General features: G+C 38.1%; 15 protein-coding genes. 13 read left to right on the top strand and 2 right to left on the bottom strand.

What is annotated here, in order from left to right:
* The first annotated feature begins 200 nt into the window (after positions 1-200).
* The gene (locus ABE41_RS17345; protein ID WP_066293079.1) at positions 201-1,622 is read left to right on the top strand and encodes an N-acetylmuramoyl-L-alanine amidase; all 1,422 of its coding nucleotides are present in this window, start codon (positions 201-203) and stop codon (positions 1,620-1,622) included.
* Positions 1,623-1,818: 196 nt separating this feature from the next.
* Positions 1,819-3,774, top strand: coding sequence for a S8 family peptidase (locus ABE41_RS17340; protein WP_066293078.1), 1,956 nt, complete (start codon positions 1,819-1,821; stop codon positions 3,772-3,774).
* Between the two features lie 90 nt (positions 3,775-3,864).
* Here the strand turns inward: ABE41_RS17340 and ABE41_RS17335 are convergent, their stop codons facing one another.
* Positions 3,865-4,887 carry a C40 family peptidase gene (locus ABE41_RS17335; protein WP_066294951.1) on the bottom strand — a complete coding sequence of 341 codons (1,023 nt, stop codon included), beginning with the start codon at positions 4,885-4,887 and terminating at the stop codon, positions 3,865-3,867.
* A 558-nt stretch (positions 4,888-5,445) separates the two neighbouring features.
* Between ABE41_RS17335 and ABE41_RS17330 the strand changes: the two genes are divergently transcribed.
* Positions 5,446-8,952: an S-layer homology domain-containing protein gene (locus ABE41_RS17330; protein WP_066293075.1), complete on the top strand. Its 3,507-nt coding sequence runs from the start codon at positions 5,446-5,448 to the stop codon at positions 8,950-8,952.
* Positions 8,953-9,190: 238 nt separating this feature from the next.
* Entirely contained in the window at positions 9,191-9,826 is a 636-nt protein-coding gene (locus tag ABE41_RS17325) for a hypothetical protein (RefSeq protein ID WP_066293069.1), read from the top strand.
* A 347-nt stretch (positions 9,827-10,173) separates the two neighbouring features.
* On the opposite strand, the gene ABE41_RS17320 is transcribed toward ABE41_RS17325, so the two are convergent.
* Positions 10,174-11,271, bottom strand: coding sequence for an S-layer homology domain-containing protein (locus ABE41_RS17320; RefSeq protein WP_066293067.1), 1,098 nt, complete (start codon positions 11,269-11,271; stop codon positions 10,174-10,176).
* Positions 11,272-11,951: 680 nt separating this feature from the next.
* Here ABE41_RS17320 and ABE41_RS17315 point away from each other — a divergent pair.
* From ABE41_RS17315 to ABE41_RS17275, 9 genes are all read left to right on the top strand, one after another.
* Entirely contained in the window at positions 11,952-12,725 is a 774-nt protein-coding gene (locus ABE41_RS17315) for an RNA polymerase sigma factor (protein ID WP_066293064.1), read from the top strand.
* A gap of 12 nt (positions 12,726-12,737) precedes the next feature.
* A complete protein-coding gene (locus tag ABE41_RS17310) occupies positions 12,738-13,748 on the top strand; it encodes a hypothetical protein (protein WP_066293062.1) in 1,011 nt (336 codons plus the stop codon).
* Positions 13,749-13,766: 18 nt separating this feature from the next.
* Positions 13,767-14,243: a GyrI-like domain-containing protein gene (locus tag ABE41_RS17305; protein ID WP_083207860.1), complete on the top strand. Its 477-nt coding sequence runs from the start codon at positions 13,767-13,769 to the stop codon at positions 14,241-14,243.
* Positions 14,244-14,271: 28 nt separating this feature from the next.
* On the top strand, positions 14,272-14,691 hold the full coding sequence (locus ABE41_RS17300) for a VOC family protein (protein ID WP_066293061.1): 420 nt from the start codon (positions 14,272-14,274) through the stop codon (positions 14,689-14,691).
* A 59-nt stretch (positions 14,692-14,750) separates the two neighbouring features.
* Positions 14,751-15,227, top strand: coding sequence for a GyrI-like domain-containing protein (locus tag ABE41_RS17295; RefSeq protein ID WP_066293058.1), 477 nt, complete (start codon positions 14,751-14,753; stop codon positions 15,225-15,227).
* Between the two features lie 392 nt (positions 15,228-15,619).
* Positions 15,620-17,167 (top strand): extracellular solute-binding protein, encoded by a 1,548-nt coding sequence (locus ABE41_RS17290; protein WP_253805376.1) that lies wholly within the window; start codon positions 15,620-15,622, stop codon positions 17,165-17,167.
* Between the two features lie 62 nt (positions 17,168-17,229).
* Complete coding sequence (locus ABE41_RS17285; protein WP_066293056.1) at positions 17,230-18,156, top strand: carbohydrate ABC transporter permease; 927 nt, start codon at positions 17,230-17,232, stop codon at positions 18,154-18,156.
* Position 18,157: 1 nt separating this feature from the next.
* A complete protein-coding gene (locus ABE41_RS17280; protein ID WP_066293054.1) occupies positions 18,158-19,000 on the top strand; it encodes a carbohydrate ABC transporter permease in 843 nt (280 codons plus the stop codon).
* A 66-nt stretch (positions 19,001-19,066) separates the two neighbouring features.
* On the top strand, positions 19,067-20,143 hold the full coding sequence (locus ABE41_RS17275; protein WP_066294946.1) for an NAD(P)-dependent alcohol dehydrogenase: 1,077 nt from the start codon (positions 19,067-19,069) through the stop codon (positions 20,141-20,143).
* Positions 20,144-20,155 lie beyond the last annotated feature (12 nt).

Below are 20,155 nucleotides of genomic sequence, written 5' to 3'. Positions count from 1 at the left end.
TATTTTCATATCTCACTAAAAATAGACAAAATCTGACCGATATACTTTTTGAATATAGTTAAGTCCGCCAAAAATATACATAAAACATCATAAACCACTATATTTCTGTAAAATAATTCAAAATTAGTACAAACTATTTATATACCCCTTTGGCAGGTACTGGTAAACTATAAATATATTACAAATTAGGGGGAATTTGGATGATTAGCAGGAAAGCTGTCGTCACTTGTCTTTTATTGCTTGTGACTGCTCTTTGCTTCTCATCGCCAGGTTCGGTTTCTGCCTCATCATTTCCTGATGTGCCAACTACTCATCGAGCTTACGATGAGATCATGTATTTGGCCAATAAGAAAATTTTAGGCGGATATACCGATGGAACGTTCAAGCCTGATAATCGTGTGACAAGGTCAGAAGCGGCTTCGATGATCGGACGTGCTCTTGAATTACAGGGGGGCTACCGGGATACGGAATATTTAGATGTTCCAAAAGGGCACTTTGCTTCAGGTTACATACAGGATATGAGCAACGAAAAAATCCTGGCGGGTTATGGTAATGGGTATTATGGTGTAAACGATAAGCTTACACGCGAACAAATGGCTTCGATTCTTACGAGAGCCTGGTCTTTTCCGGAAACAAGCGGAATTACATTTACAGACGTTCCTGTAACGTCACCATCTTTTGTACCGATTAATAAACTGGCAACCGCAGGTGTTGTAGGCGGTTATCCTGGCGGTAAGTTTGGACCTAAAGATTATATCATGCGTGCAGACTTCGCATTAATGCTTGCTCGTGCTTTAAATCCAGATTTTCGCGGGAAACCGGCAGAACCGGAGCCGATCGCACAAGCACAGGTTGTTGCAGATTTCTTAAATGTAAGAACAGCGCCTGATGCAAGTGCAACTCGTATTGGTGCATATGCATATGGTACGAACGTTGATGTTTATAGCAAACTATCAAACGGCTGGGCATATGTCAGTGCGAATAACTTAAAAGGGTATGTACATGGAGCATATTTAAAATACCCATCAATAACAGTTCCTTCTGACCCATCGAATCCATTAAAAGGTAAAATTGTTGTTGTCGATGCTGGACACGGGGATCATGATCCAGGGGCAAGCGGATTTGGGTTGAAGGAAAAAGATATTACGCTAATTACAGCCAAGCACCTTCGTGATTATTTAGAAAAAGCGGGTGCAAAAGTAGTCATGACGCGTGAAACAGATATCTTCCACGAGTTAGAAAAACGAGTATCCATTGCAAACCTTGCAGGTGGACAAGCCTTTGTTTCCATCCACACAAACTCGTTCAACGGAACAGCTCATGGAACTGAAACGTACTATAATGAAGATAACAACATGAGTGCTTACAATAAAAAATTAGCCACATACATTCAGAACCGTATGCTGATTCCTGAGTTAGATATGAAAGATCGCGGTGTAAAAGAAGCGAATTTCTATGTCATTAAGAATCAGAGAAATATGGCAAGTACATTAGTAGAACTAGGATTTATTGACCACAAGGATGATTCTGCAAAACTAGCATCTGATACATGGCGCAAAAAAGCAGCGTACCAGATTCACCTGGGTATTAAAGATTACTTCCAGTACTTGCAGAATAAATAAAATAGTAGTGTTAAGTCCATCTGGACAGGATGATGTACGTCCTGTCCAGATGGACTTTCTCTTTATATTCACCTTCGACAAAACTTCACAAATAAAGCTATTGATTTGTTCTCATCCAAGCCCGATAGTAAGAAATAGGGGTCAGTCCCCAAACAATTATCATATTTCTTTCATTTACTTCTCTAGGGGGATACATATGCTCAATTTCTCATCAAAGTTAGGGGTCTTTTTACTTTCTGTTTCTTTATTAACAGCTTCATTACCTCATCAACATACATACGCTGATTCACCAGATAACCACGAAACAAAACCTGCTTTACAATCTTATATAGTTGGGTTTCATTCACAGCCTGATGAAAATCTTATCCAACAGCTTGGTGGAACAATAAACTCCAGACTACAGAGTATACATGCTTTATCTGTTTCAATGACAGAGGCTTCTGCACAACAACTTGCTATATATCCATCTATTAAGTTCATTGAACAAGACAAACAAATTGGAATGGAAGAGCAATTAATAGATTCGAACATCTATAAATTAAACTATCCAAAACCTGAGGAACTTGGACAAGAAAGCTACTATACAGGAAACGGCATTAAAGTGGGAATCTTAGATACAGGGATTGATACAGGTCATGAAGATCTCAGAGTATCAGGAGGCATTTCATTTGTTCCCAATACACCTTCTTATAATGATGATAATGGGCATGGGACACATGTAGCAGGAATTATTGCAGCTCAAGATAACCAAGTGGGCATCAAAGGATTAGCTCCAAACGTTCAATTATACAGCATCAAAGTGCTCGACGATGATGGTCTTGGCCAATATTCGCAAATTATTGATGGTATCGAATGGGCGACGCAGCAAGGTCTACATATTGTTAACCTTAGTCTTGCAGGAAAAGAAAGCTCATATGCACTTAAACTTGCTGTTGATGAAGCATACAAAAAGGGATTATATATTATTGCAGCATCTGGAAACCATACAAACAATACATTTAGTGAAGATCAATCTGTCTATTATCCCGCTAAATATGAGAGCGTTATTGCTGTCGGAGCAGTAGACAAATATAATAAACATCCAAAGTTTTCAGGATCAGGTCCCGAACTTGAAATAGTGGCGCCAGGAGTAGACATTTACAGCAGTTTTATGAACAATACCTATGAAACACACACAGGAACATCGATGGCAACACCTTATGTAACGGCCATTTATGCACTGTATAAAGAAGCATATCCAAACAAAACAACAGCTGAACTAAGAACAATGATACAAAATCAAGCAAAAGATCTAGGAGCTGCTGGGCGTGATGTGAATTTTGGCTTCGGTCTGATTCAAGCACCAGAAATGCCGGATACAACACCTCCAACAGCACCGGAAAACCTGTCCTATAAAATTGCGACTGGCGGAAAGATAAACTTAAGTTGGACACCCTCTCAGGATCGTTCACCTATTACAGGATATAACGTCTATCGTAACGGTGAAAAAGTGAAAAATTTAATATACGGTTTTCAGTTAACTGAAACATTAAAACCTGGATTCTATAGATATGAAGTCTCAGCTGTAGATGAAGCGGGGAATGAATCAAGCAAGAGTTTAATAGAAACAAAAGTGTATCTACTCTTTCCTGATGTGCCAGCTTCAATATGGTATAGCAAATATGTTTATGATCTGAATGCACGAAACGCAGTTGGTGGTCTTCCAGATGGTAAGTTCCATCCGGAAAAACAGATTACGCGGGGTGAAGCGATCTCCATGATCGGCCGTGCATTAAAACTGGATGGTACACCAAGAAACACTTCGTTCCCAGATGTAACAAAAAGCTATTTTGCCTCAGGGTACATAGCAACCATGACAGAACAAAAACTCGCCACTGGATTCCCTGATGGTACTTTCAAACCAACCCAAACCATTTCACGCGGTGAAGTCATTGCATTACTAGATCGAGCCTTTACATTGAAAAACCAACAATCAACAACTAAAGCTTTCACAGATGTTACAAACGCGTTCTACGCATTCGACGCAATTCAAAGATTTGCCTCAGTATCCATCGCAAATGGATACACAGATGGAACATTCAAACCTAACGCCCCAGTAACCCGGGCAGAAATGGCAGTATTCCTGTCCAGAACCATCGAAGAATCAAACTAAAAAAGCTGTTCTCCTTGAATTAGGAGAGCAACTTTTTTATTTACAAATTATTTACAATTAAATCGAAACTTTTTCCAAACTGATATCGTCTTATTTTACGGCTAACGTTGTAATGGCTCTATAAAGGAAAGCGGAGAACTCAGCACGTGATGTTTCGTTCAATGGTCGGTAAGTATTGTCCGTGAAACCAGATGCAATGTTGTTTTCGCTTAATCGTTGTATAGAATCGTACGCCCAGTAGCCTTCTTTAACATCAGCAAAGGATTTTTCAGTACCTTTATTCGTTAAAACAAACGTCTTTTCAATCAATGCTGCGATTTCTTCACGTGTCATTTCTTTGTTTGGCTTAAATGTGCCATCCGGGTAACCGGCGATGATGCCAGCTTCTTTTACTGCGTTGATCGATCCAACTGCCCAGTAGGAAGTAGAAACATCTTTAAAGTTACTATAGTTAGATGGAGCGTCGATATCTAATGCGTTAGCAACCATTGCAGCTGCTTCTGCTCGTGTTACAGATTGTGTCGGTTTGAACTGGCTGTATTCGTAACCGTTCATAACACCTTGTTTGCTAAGGTTTGTAATCGGTGAATATGCCCAATGTCCAGCAGGAACATCATGATATTGTCCTTTAGGTAAAACTGCGAGTGTAGCAACTTTTTCTTCTTCAGCTAGATAACGGCGAGCTCCTAGGTAACGGGAGCCCCAGTAGTAAGGATCATCTATAGAAGAAATTGTAATCCCTTTAGATGAAGAAGCGTGGATGAACTTTCCGCTTCCTACATATATACCAGTGTGTGATGCACCTGCTTTATATGTAGTAAAAAAAACCAAGTCACCAGTTTCTAAATCAGCTTTCTTTACGCTTGTTCCTCCATTATATTGATCACTTGTTGTTCTTGGAAGAGATAAACCGTGCTGTTTATATACATATGAAGTAAATCCTGAACAATCAAAACCTGTGGATGGCGAAGTACCGCCATAAGTGTACTTAATACCTATGTACTTTTTTGCTGTTGTTACTAAGTTCTCGCGTTCTCCCGCATTAACTTGTCCTGGAAGAAGTGTGAGTACTGTTAAAAGAGATAAGATCCAAGCCCCCAACTTTTTAACCACTAAAAACACTACCTTTCCCCATATTGTGACTATTTAAACTAGTATTTAGTGAATTTTCTATTTTTTTCTACAAAAGTTAGTCTATCACAATTTGGGACTTTGGTAGGTTACAGTTATGTAACAGATATGACAAATAGATTATTAGCTTTTGTAAAATAACAAGAAAATATTGTAATATATTTATTTTTACTTTTTTGCTAAACATTACTAAAAAGCTGTCGATATTACTTATGGCTAGGGTAATAGCTTCCAACGTTCGCCCATAACTTACAATAAATACTATTAATTAGAATTTTTTGTATAAAAATGATTGCAAAAAATGAAATATATTGTAAAATGGTTGTAACAAGGTAAAACTTGCCACTTGTGAGTAAAGTTGGGAAAACAATAATATATTAGTAGTGTTGGATATTTTTGTTGACAGACTTAATACTCACAAATATACTATTTATTGTTATGTTTTGAATAATTTGGTATTTACTAAACTATGGGCCCTGGGACCCATAGTTTAGTTAAATCATATATTACTAGTTACATATTAAGGGAGGAAATAACGAAATGGCGTCTAAGTCTTATCGTAAATTTATGGCAACAGGCCTATCTGCAGCAGTAGTTGCTTCAGTAGTAGCTCCAGTTGCTGGTGCAGCAAGTTTTGATGATGTAAAACCTGGATCTTGGTATGAAGGTGCAGTAAACTACGTAACTGAAAATGGTTACATGAACGGTACTAATAAAGGTTTCGAACCAATGAAGCCTCTTACTCGTGCTGAAGCAGCAGGAATCTTCGCAAACAGATTTGATCTTTATGATACTAGTCTTGAAGCAGACTTCTCTGATGTTAAATCAGGAGCTTGGTACCACAATGCAGTAGCAGCTGTAGATGCAAACGACATCATGGGTAGCACTGGAAATGACATGTTCTCTCCAGATCGCAAAATCACTCGTGGTGAAATGGCTGCTCTAATCGTTCGTGCATACGGATTTGAAGTTGAAGGTGTAGTTGAACACACTTTCACTGATATCGAAGGAAACATGTTCGAAAACGACATCGCAACTCTAGTTGCATGGGGAATTACAAACGGAAAAACTGATGAGCTTTTCGCTCCTGGTGATACTGTATCTCGTGCTGAAATGGCTGCATTCATCCAAAAAGCAGACAAAGCACTTGAAGAAGGGCAACCAATGCCACTTCCAACAGTTGAATCTGTAAAAGCTGTTGATGCTACTTCTGTTGAAGTAACTCTTGAAGGTACTTACACTCAAGAAGAAGTTGACGCTCTAATCGCAGCTGGATATGAACTTACTGTAGTAGCTGGCGACGATGTTCACGAAGTAGGTAAAGTAACAGTTAAAGCTGCAGAAGCTGCTGCAAGTGCTGATACTACTACTCTAGTTCTTAGCGAGATCTCTCCTGAACTTCCTGCAGGTGTTGAATTAAGCCTAGCAGTAAACGGTGAAGTTGTAGAAGGAACTGAGTTTGAATACGAAGCTCCAGCAACTCCAGAAGTTACATCTGTAAGTGCGATTAACCTTAAAACTGTTAAAGTAGAATTCAACACTGCAGTGGATGCTGATTCTGCTGAAACATTAGGAAACTACAGCTTTGCTTCAGGTAGCGGACTTACTGTTACTGACGCAGTTGCTGATGGTAAATCTGTATGGCTGACTATCAACGATAATGATGAGCACGCTGCACAACAGCAATCTGCTGATCTTACTATCAACGGTGTTAAAGCTGATAACGGAGTAGTAATTGCTAAAACAACTAAAGCTGTAAAATTCCTTGATACTGTTGCTCCTACAGTAGAAGAAATTGAAGTGGCGGGACCTAAAACTCTAAAAGTTAAGTTTTCTGAGATTTTAGAAGTTGCTCCTTCTTTCTCTCTAAACGATGGAACACTTGCAATTGTATCTTCTAGCTTTGTTGCTGGTACTGATACAGTTACATTAACACTTGGAGCTCAACCTGCTGATGGAGCTCATAAGTTAACAATAAAGAATGGTTCTGATTATGCAGGATTTAAAGTAGAAGAAGTTACAAAAGAATTTACTTTTGGTAAAGATTCTACAGCTCCAGTAGCAACTGTTAAATCTGCATCACCTAACAAAATTGTTCTATCATTTGACGAAGATATCACTGGTATCTCAAATGCTAATGTAAACTTCTTCCACACTTACAAAGGTGTAGATGCTTATAAAGCAACTAAATCTTTGAATGGTAAGGAACTTACTCTTGAATTTGCTAACCCACTTCCAGAGGGTGCATTCAAATTATATCTTGATTACACTGATGAAAAAGGAACGCAAATTGCTGACCTTTGGGGTAACAAATTAGCTGAAACAACATTTAGTGGTTCTGTAACTGTTGATACAACAGCACCAGTTGTTACTAAAGTTGAAGCTGATGGAAACACTGCTATTGAAGTAACTTACAGCGAAGATGTTACAGGTGCCGATGTACTTTCAAACTATTCACTTAAAGATGCAGCTGGTAAAGCAGTTACACTTTCTGGAACGATTACTAAGTCTGAAAATACTTACTCGATTCCTACTCCTGCTTTGAACGGCGGATCTTATACACTAACTGTTAAAAATGTAAAAGACAAATCAATCGCTCAAAACAAACTAGTTGAATACTCAACTGCTGTTGCTGTTGATGACATTGTAGCTCCTGAGATTTCAGACGTAGATGACACTACTCTTGGAACTCAAGCTCAACTTCTATCAACGAAGAAAGTTAAAATCGTATTTAGCGAAGTAATGGATAAAGACTCTATTGAAAACAAAGTTAATTACCTATTTGCTAATGGTGCTCTTAACAGCAAGGTAAAAGTAACTGCTGTTGATGGAAATAAAGCAGCTATTCTTGACTTCACAGATGTTGAATCTGGAGCACAAATGACTCCTGCTGGTGCAACAATTCAAGTTTTACGTGTGAAAGATGCTGCTGGTAATCCAATCTTAGCTGCTTCTACTAACGTATTAGTTCCAGCTGGTGCAACTGCTCCATTATTTGATGAAGCTGTAGCAACTGGCAAGAATACAGTGAAACTTTACTTTGATGAGTTAGTTACAAATGCAAAAGCTGACGACTTCACAGTAAGTATTAATGGTACTGCTTCTGCAGTAAATGCAATTTCTAACGAAGTTGTAGATGGAAAATCAGTTATTACATTAACAACTGCTGGAGATATTAATACTGCTGTTACTAGTGTAACTGTATCTACAACAGGTACTGTTGACGCTAAAAATGCATACAACGTGCCAGTAGTTCTAACTACTGAACCTGTTGGTGACAAGTTTGCTCCAGATGCTGTTTCTGCTGCAGTAATAGATGCTGATGGTGATGCTGAAGTTGATCACGTTAAAGTAACATTCTCTGAAGCTCTTTACTTCGCATCTATTCAAGATTCAGATTTCGCAGTAGAAGGATATGAAGTGAAATCAGTTTCTGATGTAACTGGTTCAGTTGTAACATTAGAAGTTAAAGAATTAGAAAGAGCAGATACAATTGCTACTCCAACAGTAACAATTTCAGGTGAAGTTGAAGACTTACTTCGTAATAAAGCAACTGACTTGGAAGTTGATGTTGACAGCGCTTATGACTTAACTGTTTTCTCAAAAGCTTCTGATACTCCATCTGGATTATTAGTTGCAGATTCAACTGCTGAAGTTGGAAATGCTCCATTAGATATGTTAACAGCTACAGCTACTACAGCTGGGTTAAATATTGCAGGAACTATGACTCAAGCTCAAGCAGAAACTGCTCAAGCTGATATGGTTCAATATGTAGTAATTCCTACATCTGCTGCAAGTGTTGACCTATATAAAAATGGTGAGTATGCTTGGACTGCTGTTGAAGGAACAGATACAACTTGGATTGACGCTACTAACGGATACCTAAAGATTGCAACTTCATTTGGAACAAAAACAGGTTCAGTTTGGGCTAAAAATCCTAATAATGTTATCAATTACACTGTAGTTTCTAAAAATGCTGATGGTGAAGTAATTGGAACTACAAACCTACAATTAAACTTAAGCGGAATTACTATCTCTGCTCAATAATTATTTTAAGTAGGATATAAAACTCTGTGGAGAGAACTCTCTACAGAGTTTTTTTATAACTTAGTTTTTTTTAGAAAATAATCACATGGGATGCCATGCATTCCTCCCATTTTGAGAGGTTCTTATTCGTTTAAGATCCTCTCTTTTGTTTTTCATCAACAAGGCTTCTTTTTATGTAACTAAAAAGTATGTTCTTTCATGGTAAAATATATGTAAAACGAAATGAGTGAAAGTGAAAATGGGTTATGGGCTATATTTAGCTGATATAGAGACCTTTGATGATTTAATTGATTGGTTAGAAGAACATATTAAGGAGAGTATTAGTTCATTAAACGCTGAATCGTCACCAAAAAATCTACGTAAGGTCTTAAAAAGTATTATTGATAGCAAGTGTAAAGAACAAATTCAAACTTATGGATGGACCGGTGAGGAAGAGATACCTGATTTAGTAGCAACCAATCTATTCCATGAAATCTTTGCTGCTTATAATAAACATCTTTATGTGTATTGGTATAGAAAGAATTATGAGGAGCTTGAAGAAGATAACCCGTTTCATTATGAAAACAGTAATGAGGCTTTCAAGACATTGAATGCTCTTTATCGAGAAGAAGAAGTAGAGTTGTCTAATAGATTACTAGTACAAGAAATAAAGCGTGGAATACATACGAAACTGTTTTCGGTTATGCAATCTCTAGAGTATACCCTTGAAAGTGAAACGAATCTGGTATCCGTTAACCTATCAGAAGAAAAACATGAAAATCCGGTTGCTGATGAACTCAAAAAAGTATTAGAAGAAGTTCTAAAACTAGAAGAGCAGTTAGACAAAGTGGTTAATACAATTGAAGTGCTGGATTATAGTAGGAATGAATATTAATTATTCCTTCTAATATATAAAAACCTGACAATGTACTAGAACATTAGTCAGGTTTTTTTAAAATAATAACATCCTCATAAATAAGTAGGTTTCTTATTTCAGTGAACAGACCAGCCTGAAACGTTTTACTAGTAGGGAGTGATCTGTTGTTGACGGAATCAGTCCCACGGGTGCTATGTTCTAACCCAGCTATCGTAATAAAAAGACCAAAAAAGGTCAACCAGAATTCTGGCTAACCTTATATTACGAACGGGGTGCGATTGCGGAATAAGTCTCATAAATTATATTCATATTTAGCAATGCGTTTGCAGTTGAAGTTTTAAAATTCTAGGAGCTTCCTAGAAACATTATTCTTCTTCGTATTCCTCAAATTCAATATATTCCTTTAACCAATCAGAAGAATACACTTTCCATTCTCCATTACGCTTTATAAAATAGTAAGTACCGGATTTATCTTCTGTAGTTGTGTCTTCATACGTTTCACCTGTGTCAGGATCAGTGAAAGTAGAGTTGTACTCAACAAGAAGGTTTTGAACATCCATTTTAGCGAAACGTGTGGACATCGTTGAGCTAATTTCTTGTGGTTGAGATACGATTTCTGCAGATACAAGGTCTCCGCTTGCAAAAATTTCTTCTAATATCTCTGCTTCCATCTTTGAATATTCGTGAGCCAAACTATACCTTGCTTTATCATTCATAGTAAATAATGCATTTGTATCCTTACTATTCATTGCATTAATAATGTCAGTTTCATTCTTAATAACCGAGCCCTCTAAATATAAATCAACGTCTTCTAACCACAATGCACGTTTTAACATTGCAGTAGCTTCAGCGCGAGAAGCTAACTTATCAGGAGCAACCGTTGTAGCTGTGATTCCTTTAATGATATTAACGCCGCTCACTTTGCGAACATCATTATAAGCCCAGTAACCAGGTTTTAAATCTTCAAATTCTTTTGGAGTACCGTTTTCAAAAGTAACAGTTGGATCAAATGCACGAGCAAGAATAGCAGCTATTTCTGCACGTGTAATTTTTAAATCAGGTTTAAATTCTGTATCTGATTTTCCTGAGACAATTCCTAAAGCACTCGCTGTGTTAATGTCATTCTTTGCCCAGTGTTTAGTTGTGTCTGTAAATGATTTCCCTTGCTGATCCGTCTTTAATTCAAGAGCACGAACGATAAGGGCAGTAAATTCAGCTCTTGTTATGCTTTTATTTGGCATGGCATATAAAAGAGTGTCAGAACCTCTTACTCCCTTCATAATATTCGCTTGAATCATGTCGTTCATATCATTCTCTGCCCAGTGACCATTTAAGTCTACAGAAGAATACTTAAACCAAGGATCAGCGTATTCTCCTTCCTCTGCATGCGCTGTAATCTGGTTTACTGGTGAAACGATAATAGATGCTGCGAGTAGACTGCCAAACAAACTTTTTATTTTCATCCTTCTTTTCCCCTTTGAAAAATTATAAAAAAATACTATTACGGTAAAATTTTATAATTTTACAAATGATTTGTCCCATGTTTTTTATACTATAATTCTGAGTTGAGTAAAAAATTAACCTGTTAAAAATAATACTAATATCACAATGAAGAGATATGCCAGCAGCCTCTTATAATAACTTACTATGCAATTGGGGGCACTTTGTATGTCGGAATTTATATTTGAAATTCTTCTCTTTAAAATCTGTCACCTAGTTTAATAGAAAAGGGACATTATATTTTGGAAAATTACCTACTATATTGGTTAGAAGAGCATATTAAGGAAAGTATTATTTCTGTAAACGCGGGATCGTCACCAAAGGAATTTCAGAAAATCACTACCGCAAAAAAGGCAACCAGAAATTCTGGCTAACCTTATATTACGAAAGGGAGCATTTCTTTAATAAGAAATGCATTTTTTTTAACAAAAAAAAGTATCTTATCTATTTTAAAAAATGTATTTCCATTTTTTTGTCGAAGTTTGTAACATGAAAAATCACTTATATTAAGCAAATGTATCCAATAAGAAATCTCAGCTTTTACTAAAGAGTGAAAGAAAGAAAAAAATTTAAAAATTTTTGATAGATTTTTGTTTCCAAATGCATCTCTAGTAGTGGAGGTGTTGAAAGGAGTCTATTTTTTATGAATGTTATTCTCACTGATGGAAGTGAGCAAGCCTTAAATAATATGCAAAATGAGGAATCTGAGTCTAGAATCCAAGAGATGAAAAAAGAAAAGTTGGTCCACCAGGCCAGAAAGGGGAATCAAGAAGCTTTTAATGAACTAGTGAGGTTGCATCGGGCAAAGGCTCATGGTTGGGCTTTTTCTGTCACTAAGGATACCTTTTTAGCAGAAGACATCGTCCAAGAAGCGTTGTACCGAGCTTTTATTAAAATCGGAACACTTATAGACACGAATAGGTTTACTCCTTGGCTTAAACAGATCGTACGCAATCAAGCTTACATGAAAGTACGAAATGCCAGCTATCGTATGGAAAGCTCAATAAGTTCCCTAGCTGCAGGAAGAGAAAGTAAGCTCTCACCGTCCTCGATAGACTGGGGAGATATTGATCAGATCTTATATTTTATTTCTTCTTCCGCTACTAAAAGATCACAAGAGGATAACCCCGAAGAACATTTGATGCGGTTAAGCGTTGTAGAGGGGATTTGTAGCTTATTGAAGTGTTTGACCAAACGTGAAAAAGCTTTCTTTGAAGCATACTTCTTTGAAGATCTTCCACCACTTGAAATTGCTAAGCTTTTCGATACGACCAAAGCAAATGTGTATAATACCATCTCACGCTCTAGGGTAAAAGTACAAAAAGAAAGACTTCGTATCACGATTCTTCAGTACGTTCAGAGAAAAAAAAAGCGAGGAGTTTGTAAACGAAAGGTCTTGTTGAAGCCGGATATTTAGGAGGAATAAACGTTGGAACGCAAGGATAAAAACAAAGAAGAGTGTTGGTTAAGAACGAAGACTTCAGCAGCAGCCGCGCTTCATGGAGCAATCAAATACACGGATAAGAAACATCTGAGTCTTGTAGATATCATGGGGATCACGGGTCATGCTTTTCGCATTAACATCGATCCAAAAGAAATCAACGTAGCTGGACCGACTGCAATACCAGGAGGATACATCTTACGAAAGAACTTATGTAACTTAGGCTTTACGAGCAACCTTGCAGACTCACTAGCACCGGTGCAGCCGAAAAAATTAGAAGAAACCATCGAATTAATTCAAGAATCTGTAGATAGAGGGATACCGGCTATTGTATTCGATATGTTCATACCAGAGTTCGGGTTAATCTATGGGTATGACGACGATAAAAAAGTATTTTATGCTAAAGATTGTTCAAAAGACGGAGAAGTCACTTATGAAAATTTTGCAGATGTAAACGGTGTTCTATATACAACCACAATTGGTGAGAGCCTTCCTCACTCTAAATACGAGATGCTTCGGATGTGTCTAGATACAATTATTGATCATGCCCATGGCAGAGAGTGGCAGCATGTTTTAGAAGGTAAGTACATTATAGGATTAAAAGCGTATGATGCATGGATTAATGTGTTGGAAAAACGAAATGCCGACCCACACGGTAACGCGTTTAATGCTCTTGTTGTATCTGATGCAAGGGAGTTTGCGATGAAGTTCTTGCACGATCTTACAATCAAATGGGACGGTACGAACATAGTAGAGCGAGGTGTCAGAAAGTTGGCGTCCGATGCACTAAAACATTACGTTATAGTAGTCGATTCGCTTGTTGAACTTCGTGAGTTGTTTCCTTTTCCACACGGTGGTGATCCATCAAAAGAAGAGAATGCAAGTATTGCAGTTCACCTCTTAAGCAAAGCAAAAGATGCTGAGACAGAAGGTGTGAAGTGTTTAGAGACGCTTCATAACTTTATGAAGAACTACTATGCAGAGAAATGGGTCAATTAACTAAGGAGGAATAATAATATGAAGGTTCAGTTGATACAGAACTTATCTGTAAAAGAAGTTAGAGAACTCAAGCTTGTTGGATTTAGAGTGTTGTGTGCAAACGACGAATACAAAAACGAGATTTCTAAAGTCGCAAAATCCTTGGACAATAGGTTGATAGAGATTAAACACCTGTTGAACAAAGAAATTCAGTTTGGAGCTTTTTTCGTTGACTCAAAAAAAGAAGAAGAAGACGGGTATTGGGTCTGTGTGGAAGTGGAGAAGTTTGAAGATATTCCAAAAGATATGGTAACGATAACAATTCCATGTCAAAGGTATGCTGCAGCAAACTTCCAAGGATCAAATCAACAAATATTTGAAGCATATGATGAACTACATCAATGGGCTGAGGACAACAGTTATAAAAGGCTAAAAAATACATGGCACATCGAGATCTTTCAGTCGTGGGAAGACTCGAATAACCTTAAGGTAGAGCTGCTAGATACGATCAAATAAAGCTAATAATATAGAGAGGTATATAAAAATGAAAGAAAAATTACAAAGAGTGGGTACAACCTATATTCCAGTTACAGACATTAATAACTCCAAAGATTGGTATGTCAATAAACTAGGTGCAGAATTAAGTTATCTAGATGAAGATAAGGCGATTCTTAACCTTGCAGATCAAAGCATTTTTTTAGTAAGGTCACACCAGGGACAAACCTCTAACTTTAAGGATTTTAACGGAGAAGAACGTTTCTCGTTAACGTTTGAAGTAAATGGGATTAAAGCGTTAGAGAACATGCATCGTGAATTTATTAAACAAGAAATCAATGTTGGAAAAATAGAAAACAGAGGTCATGCTGGAAGGAACTTTGTATTTCAAGATCCCAATGGAAATTTGTTTGATGTATGGAGTGAGTTAAGCCCGAAATATAAAAAGTTACACATGATTACACCTTAAATAATGCAAGATGAAATGAAGAATTATATATACATTTTTTAAGAGGCGGTTAATAGATTATGAATAGAAGAATAAACAAAGTGTTTCAAGTAGTGGGGATAAAGAACAAAGGTCTTTACAGCAACTTCGGAAGTGAGGTGCCAATAAATGCACAAAGATTCATGAGTAGAATTGATGAAATAAAGAACCACTTAGGAGTAGAGGTTTCGCTTTTCGAACCGAAAAAAGGTGAGGATCATAAAGAAGGACATTATTTTGTTGGGGTCCTAGTGAAGGATAAGATAGATGAAGTGCCAGCTGGCATGGAGTATATAGAAATATCAGGTGAATATGTTTCAACAAGAGGGAGTATGACAGTTGTATCCGATCTTTACACTTCGTTACAAAAATGGTCTAAAGAACAAGGATATTACCCAACACAGAAATCGTATTTTATCGAGATGTATCATCAAGTTGAGGAAGGAGAAGAAGTTGAGATTTACCTACCGATAATTATCAATTACGTTATGAGCAAGGAAAGTCAAATGGTTACATAATACGATTTTAATTAACCTTCTATTAATTAGGAAGAAATTTCATAGAAATTTGATATTCAAATCGGGTGCGATTGCAGAATGAGCTTAAATCAATACGACCCATCAAATAATAAAAGCAATGGATCTTCAAGTTTCCATTGCTTTTTCATATTTATGTATAGCTTTTACTTTTGAAAAGGAAACTTTATGAAGAATATCTTGAAAATCTATTATCCGAAGCTCCATTTTTATTGAATCGATAAAAGTAGAATGAATATTAATAAAATTCTGTCATGTCAGAATAGTGACAAAACTGGTGGATGATTGTCTTTACTGCTTATTTAACTACACTTTATAATGAAAGCGTATTCAATAGTAGTAAAAATTTCAACATTCTAGAAGGGGGATTTGTTTTGAAAAGGAATAAGCCATTTGCATTTCTAGTATTTATCCTCGCTATGTCATTGGTCATCTCAGCTTGTTCTTCAGATGGAGAACAGTCAATCGATACCAAAAGTAAAAATGCAGACAAAATCAACCCAGACAAACTTGTAGAAGCGCCATTTGAAGGCTGGGTGGAGGGGCTCCCGCAGATTACAGCCCCTGAAGGTTTTGACTGGAAAGAATTCGAAGGCGTTGAACTCAACTTAATTTCGGAAAATACACCACCTTCTTCGGCAATTGCAGCTAATATTGATCAGTTTGAGGATGTAACAGGAATTAAAGTTAATATTGAACAAACAGATTTGTCAACAGTTGTAGAAAAAGTAAGTCTTGATTTTAATTCTAAATCTGCGAAATATCATCTGATCTATGCTGATCCTTATCAAATTCTCGCGAAACAGTCAGAGCATTTTCTTGATTTAAATCAGTTGATCGACGAACCAACACTCCCGGATGTACCTGGCGGACTTGAGGATTTCTCACAGGCACAGCTTGAAGCAACAGGTTATATGGGGGACAAAGACGAAATTTTTGCCTTGCCATATGATAATCCTACGATGGTATTAGCTTATCGAAAGGATGTTTTTGAGAAGTACAAGGATTTGTTTATGGAGGAAAAGGGGTACGATTGGACTCCTGGATCAAATATGACTTGGGAGCAGTATTATGAAGTTGCTAAATGGATTACTGAAAAAGCCAAGGAGGGAGTCATTACTGAAGTTCAGTATGGAACTGGCCACCAGGCAAAGCAGCACGATTCTCTTATGAATGACTTTAGTAATATTCTTGCTGCTAATGGCGGAGATTACTTCAAAAAGGACAACCTAGGGAACCTCGGGTCAACAGAGCCAGGTGAATCTGCAATGGATTCAAAAGTCGCGTTGGAATCAGCAGAATTCTATAATAAGTTGTTAAAAGTAGCGGCACCTGGAAGTACATCCTGGGATTGGTCAGGTGTAGCTGAAGGGTTTGCGGCAGGCAATATTGCAATGATTCCTGAGTGGCATGAATTCAGCGCCATGTTTGAGAATGAGGATTCTTCAAATGTTGCCGGTAAAGTTGCCTGGACTGTATTGCCTAAAGGAAAAGAACGCAGAGCGCACATGTTTGGCGGAACAGGTATCGGAATTAACAAATATGCAAGCGATGAAGAAATTAAAGCTGCATGGCTGTTTACAGTTTGGTCTACTTCTCCTCAGGCACAGTACATGATTCTCAAGTCGGAACAAGGCGGATCTACTCCAACTCGTAATTCTGTATACGAGCTTGCAGATGTAAAGGCCGGGATGGAACCAGGATCACCTGAATCAAAAGAAATGCCTAACTTGTTAGCAATGAAACCAACACTAGAGGCATGGAAAGAAGAAAATGTGTATATGCGCCCGAAGATTCCTCAGTGGCCGCAAGTGAACACATATATTTTCACGGAGCTTTCCAAAATGCTTGCGGGGCAGCAAGAGCCTAAAGAAACCGTAGAAAAAATAACAAAACAAACAAATGAAATCACAGACCGTTAAACATAAAAAAGGGAGGAAGCGCTTAAAAGGCCTTCCTTTCTTTTATAGAAAGGGTGGTATGCATGATAGAGTCGGAAACAAAGTCTATGTCGAACCGATCTGTCAAAGTTATTCCTATTGCGAAAAAGAAGAAACGTAAATTTTCAACCGAATTTTGGATGCTTCTGCCTTCAATGGGTTTGCTGGCCATTATAAGCATTTTTCCATTTTTATATTTGATCTATGCTAGTTTTATGGATTTCACGCTCTCTTTTGATAATCCCGTATTTAGCGGATTGGATAACTGGATTCGTATCTTTACTAGTGAAACATTTTGGGCTTCATGGGGAAGAACCGGTATTTATACAGTGGTCGGCCTACTATTAGAACTAGTTCTTGGTGTAGGAATAGCCCTTTTGATTTACAGTCTTCCAAAAGGACGAAATTTTGTCATTACTCTCTGGATGATTCCTGTTTTTGTAGCTCCGGTTGTTGCAGGGCTTCTGGGAAGATTTATGTTGAATTCAACATACGGCTTATACGACTGGCTTCTGGGGCTTGTTGGAATAGACATCCAGATACTAGGGAATGTTTCGACATCAATGCCGGCTGTTATTTTAATGGATGTATGGGAATGGACTCCTCTTATTACATTAATAGTACTTGCAGGTCTAACTTCTTTATCAACCGAGTCTCTTGAAGCAGCAGAAGTGGATGGTGCCAACTACTTCCAAAAGCTTATTTATGTCATTCTGCCGCTTGTATCACGTGCAATACTAGTTGCCTTATTGATTCGTTCCATGGATATATTACGCTTCGTGGATATTATCAAAATTACAACTGAAGGCGGTCCTGCTGATTCTACTAAAATAATTGGCTATTATTTGATGGAGGTCGCTTTTAAATTCCAGGACTTCGGTACTGGTGCTGCGCTGGGTTTGACAATGTTATTCGTAACAATCCTGCTTGGACAATTATTTGTGAGAATTATGCTGAAAGGAGAAGATTAGAATGGGTGCAACAACTATAAGAACCAAAAAGACATTGGTAAATACGGTGTTATACACCCTGGTGATCCTTAGTTTGATTTGGGCTCTTCTCCCAATCGTTTGGATGGTCCTATCCTCTTTAAAAACTCAGGCAGGAATGTTTACTATGCCGCCTAAATTCTTTTTTGAACCGAATTTTGACACTTTTAAATATATGTTTTCTGCTGAAGGAAACTTTCTTAAGTTCTTGACTAATAGTGTAATAGCAGCTGTCTCATCAACTGGAATTTCTCTAATCCTGGGATCGTTAGGCGGATACGCGCTTGCAAGAGCGAATTTTAAACGAAAGAAGGATATATCTTTTTGGATCATTAGTACAAGGATGGCACCTATTCCAGCTGTCATGCTTCCGCTTTATCTCATGTTTTCAGAATTAAACCTTGTCGGTTCGATGACAGGATTGATCTTTGCTTATACAACTTTTAATCTGCCATTCGCGCTTTGGATGATGATGGTGTTCTTTAAAGAAGTGCCTGCAGCCTTAGAGGAAGCCGCGATGATTGATGGGTGCAGCCGTTTCCAGGCTTTTGTGAAGATTGCTGTTCCTACGGCTACGCCAGGGCTTGTAGCAACAGGTATTTTATGTTTGATGTTTTCATGGAATGACTTCCTGTTCGCTTCCGTGTTCTCTGGTCATAGCAGCCAGACCATACCGGTAGCTGCTTCAATGCTGATTACTCAGCAGGGAATTGCATGGGGACAGGCAATGGCTACTGGTACAGTCATTATAACTCCGATGGTTATTGCAGGTTTGGCAGTGAGAAAATATTTGGTTCAGGGATTGTCAATGGGTGCTGTTAAATAGGAGTTCGATTATCCGAATAAAAATGATGAATAAGGAGGTTTTACAATGTCTATCGAATTGAAGCAAATGGAACACATTGTTGGAGAACTTCCAAAAACAATGAAGGCAGCAGTCATGAACCGACCTTTTGACATTGAAATACAAGAGTTGCCTGTTCCTGTAGTTGGAAAAGATGAGGTACTTATAAAAGTAATGGCAGTAGGAGTATGCGGTTCAGACATCCATTACTATGAACATGGAAAAATCGGCCGTTACGTGGTTGAAAAGCCTATCATACTGGGACATGAGTGCTCGGGTATCGTTGCTAAAATTGGTGAAGATGTTACTCGTTTTAAAGTAGGTGACCGGGTGGCGATTGAACCTGGAGTAACGTGCGGTCGCTGTGAACAGTGTAAAAGCGGAAGGTATAACCTCTGCCAGGAAGTTCAGTTCTTGGCTACACCTCCTGTTGATGGTGCGTTTGCCCAGTATATCAAACATCGGGAAGACTTCCTTTTTCAAATCCCGGATGATTTATCCTTTGAGGAGGCTGCCCTTGTGGAGCCGTTTTCTGTCGGAATTCATGCAGCAAGAAGAACCAATCTGCAACCGGGATCCGCAGTAGCCATTATGGGAATGGGACCCGTGGGACTTACTGCTGTAGCAGCGGTAAAAGCATTTGGTGCTGAAACAGTTATTGTTTCAGACCTCGAGCCAAAGCGTTTGGAGGCTGCAAAGAAACTGGGTGCAACTCATTTAATTAACATTCTGGAACAAGATGTTGATGAAGAGATCAAAAGAATAACAAAGAGGCGTGGAGTTGATGTTGCTTTTGAAACGGCAGGAAATCCTATAGCGCTTCAATCCGCTCTTCGTTCTGTCCGAAGGGGAGGAAAGCTTGCCATTGTAGGTCTCCCTCCACAGGATGAAATCGGAGTGAATGTACCTCTCATTGCTGATAATGAAATTGACATATATGGAATATTCCGTTACGCCAACACATACCCGCAAGGAATTAAGTTTCTTGCTTCCGGCAACTCTGATGTCAAGTTTCTCATAACGGACCGGTATTCGCTGGACCAAACTAAAGATGCAATGGAACAGGCCCGGACGAACAAGAAAGAAAGCTTAAAGGTTGTTGTATATCCGAATGGCTTGCTCTAAAAGTAATAGGAG

Origin of the sequence: Fictibacillus arsenicus (assembly GCF_001642935.1) — a bacterium.
GTDB classification, from domain to species: Bacteria; Bacillota; Bacilli; order Bacillales; family Fictibacillaceae; genus Fictibacillus; species Fictibacillus arsenicus_B.
The sequence above is the reverse complement of the archived record's forward strand: the minus strand, read 5'-3'. Positions and strand labels throughout refer to the sequence as shown.

What these genes read in the sequence shown, in the direction of transcription:
- ABE41_RS17315 (WP_066293064.1), top strand. Translation starts at nt 11,952, where the DNA reads ATGAATGTTATTCTCACTGATGGAAGTGAGCAAGCCTTAAATAATATG.
- ABE41_RS17330 (WP_066293075.1), top strand. Translation starts at nt 5,446, where the DNA reads ATGGCGTCTAAGTCTTATCGTAAATTTATGGCAACAGGCCTATCTGCA.
- ABE41_RS17340 (WP_066293078.1), top strand. Translation starts at nt 1,819, where the DNA reads ATGCTCAATTTCTCATCAAAGTTAGGGGTCTTTTTACTTTCTGTTTCT.
- ABE41_RS17275 (WP_066294946.1), top strand. Translation starts at nt 19,067, where the DNA reads ATGGAACACATTGTTGGAGAACTTCCAAAAACAATGAAGGCAGCAGTC.
- ABE41_RS17320 (WP_066293067.1), bottom strand. Translation starts at nt 11,271, where the DNA reads ATGAAAATAAAAAGTTTGTTTGGCAGTCTACTCGCAGCATCTATTATC.
- ABE41_RS17280 (WP_066293054.1), top strand. Translation starts at nt 18,158, where the DNA reads ATGGGTGCAACAACTATAAGAACCAAAAAGACATTGGTAAATACGGTG.
- ABE41_RS17305 (WP_083207860.1), top strand. Translation starts at nt 13,767, where the DNA reads ATGAAGGTTCAGTTGATACAGAACTTATCTGTAAAAGAAGTTAGAGAA.
- ABE41_RS17300 (WP_066293061.1), top strand. Translation starts at nt 14,272, where the DNA reads ATGAAAGAAAAATTACAAAGAGTGGGTACAACCTATATTCCAGTTACA.
- ABE41_RS17345 (WP_066293079.1), top strand. Translation starts at nt 201, where the DNA reads ATGATTAGCAGGAAAGCTGTCGTCACTTGTCTTTTATTGCTTGTGACT.
- ABE41_RS17295 (WP_066293058.1), top strand. Translation starts at nt 14,751, where the DNA reads ATGAATAGAAGAATAAACAAAGTGTTTCAAGTAGTGGGGATAAAGAAC.
- ABE41_RS17285 (WP_066293056.1), top strand. Translation starts at nt 17,230, where the DNA reads ATGATAGAGTCGGAAACAAAGTCTATGTCGAACCGATCTGTCAAAGTT.
- ABE41_RS17325 (WP_066293069.1), top strand. Translation starts at nt 9,191, where the DNA reads ATGGGTTATGGGCTATATTTAGCTGATATAGAGACCTTTGATGATTTA.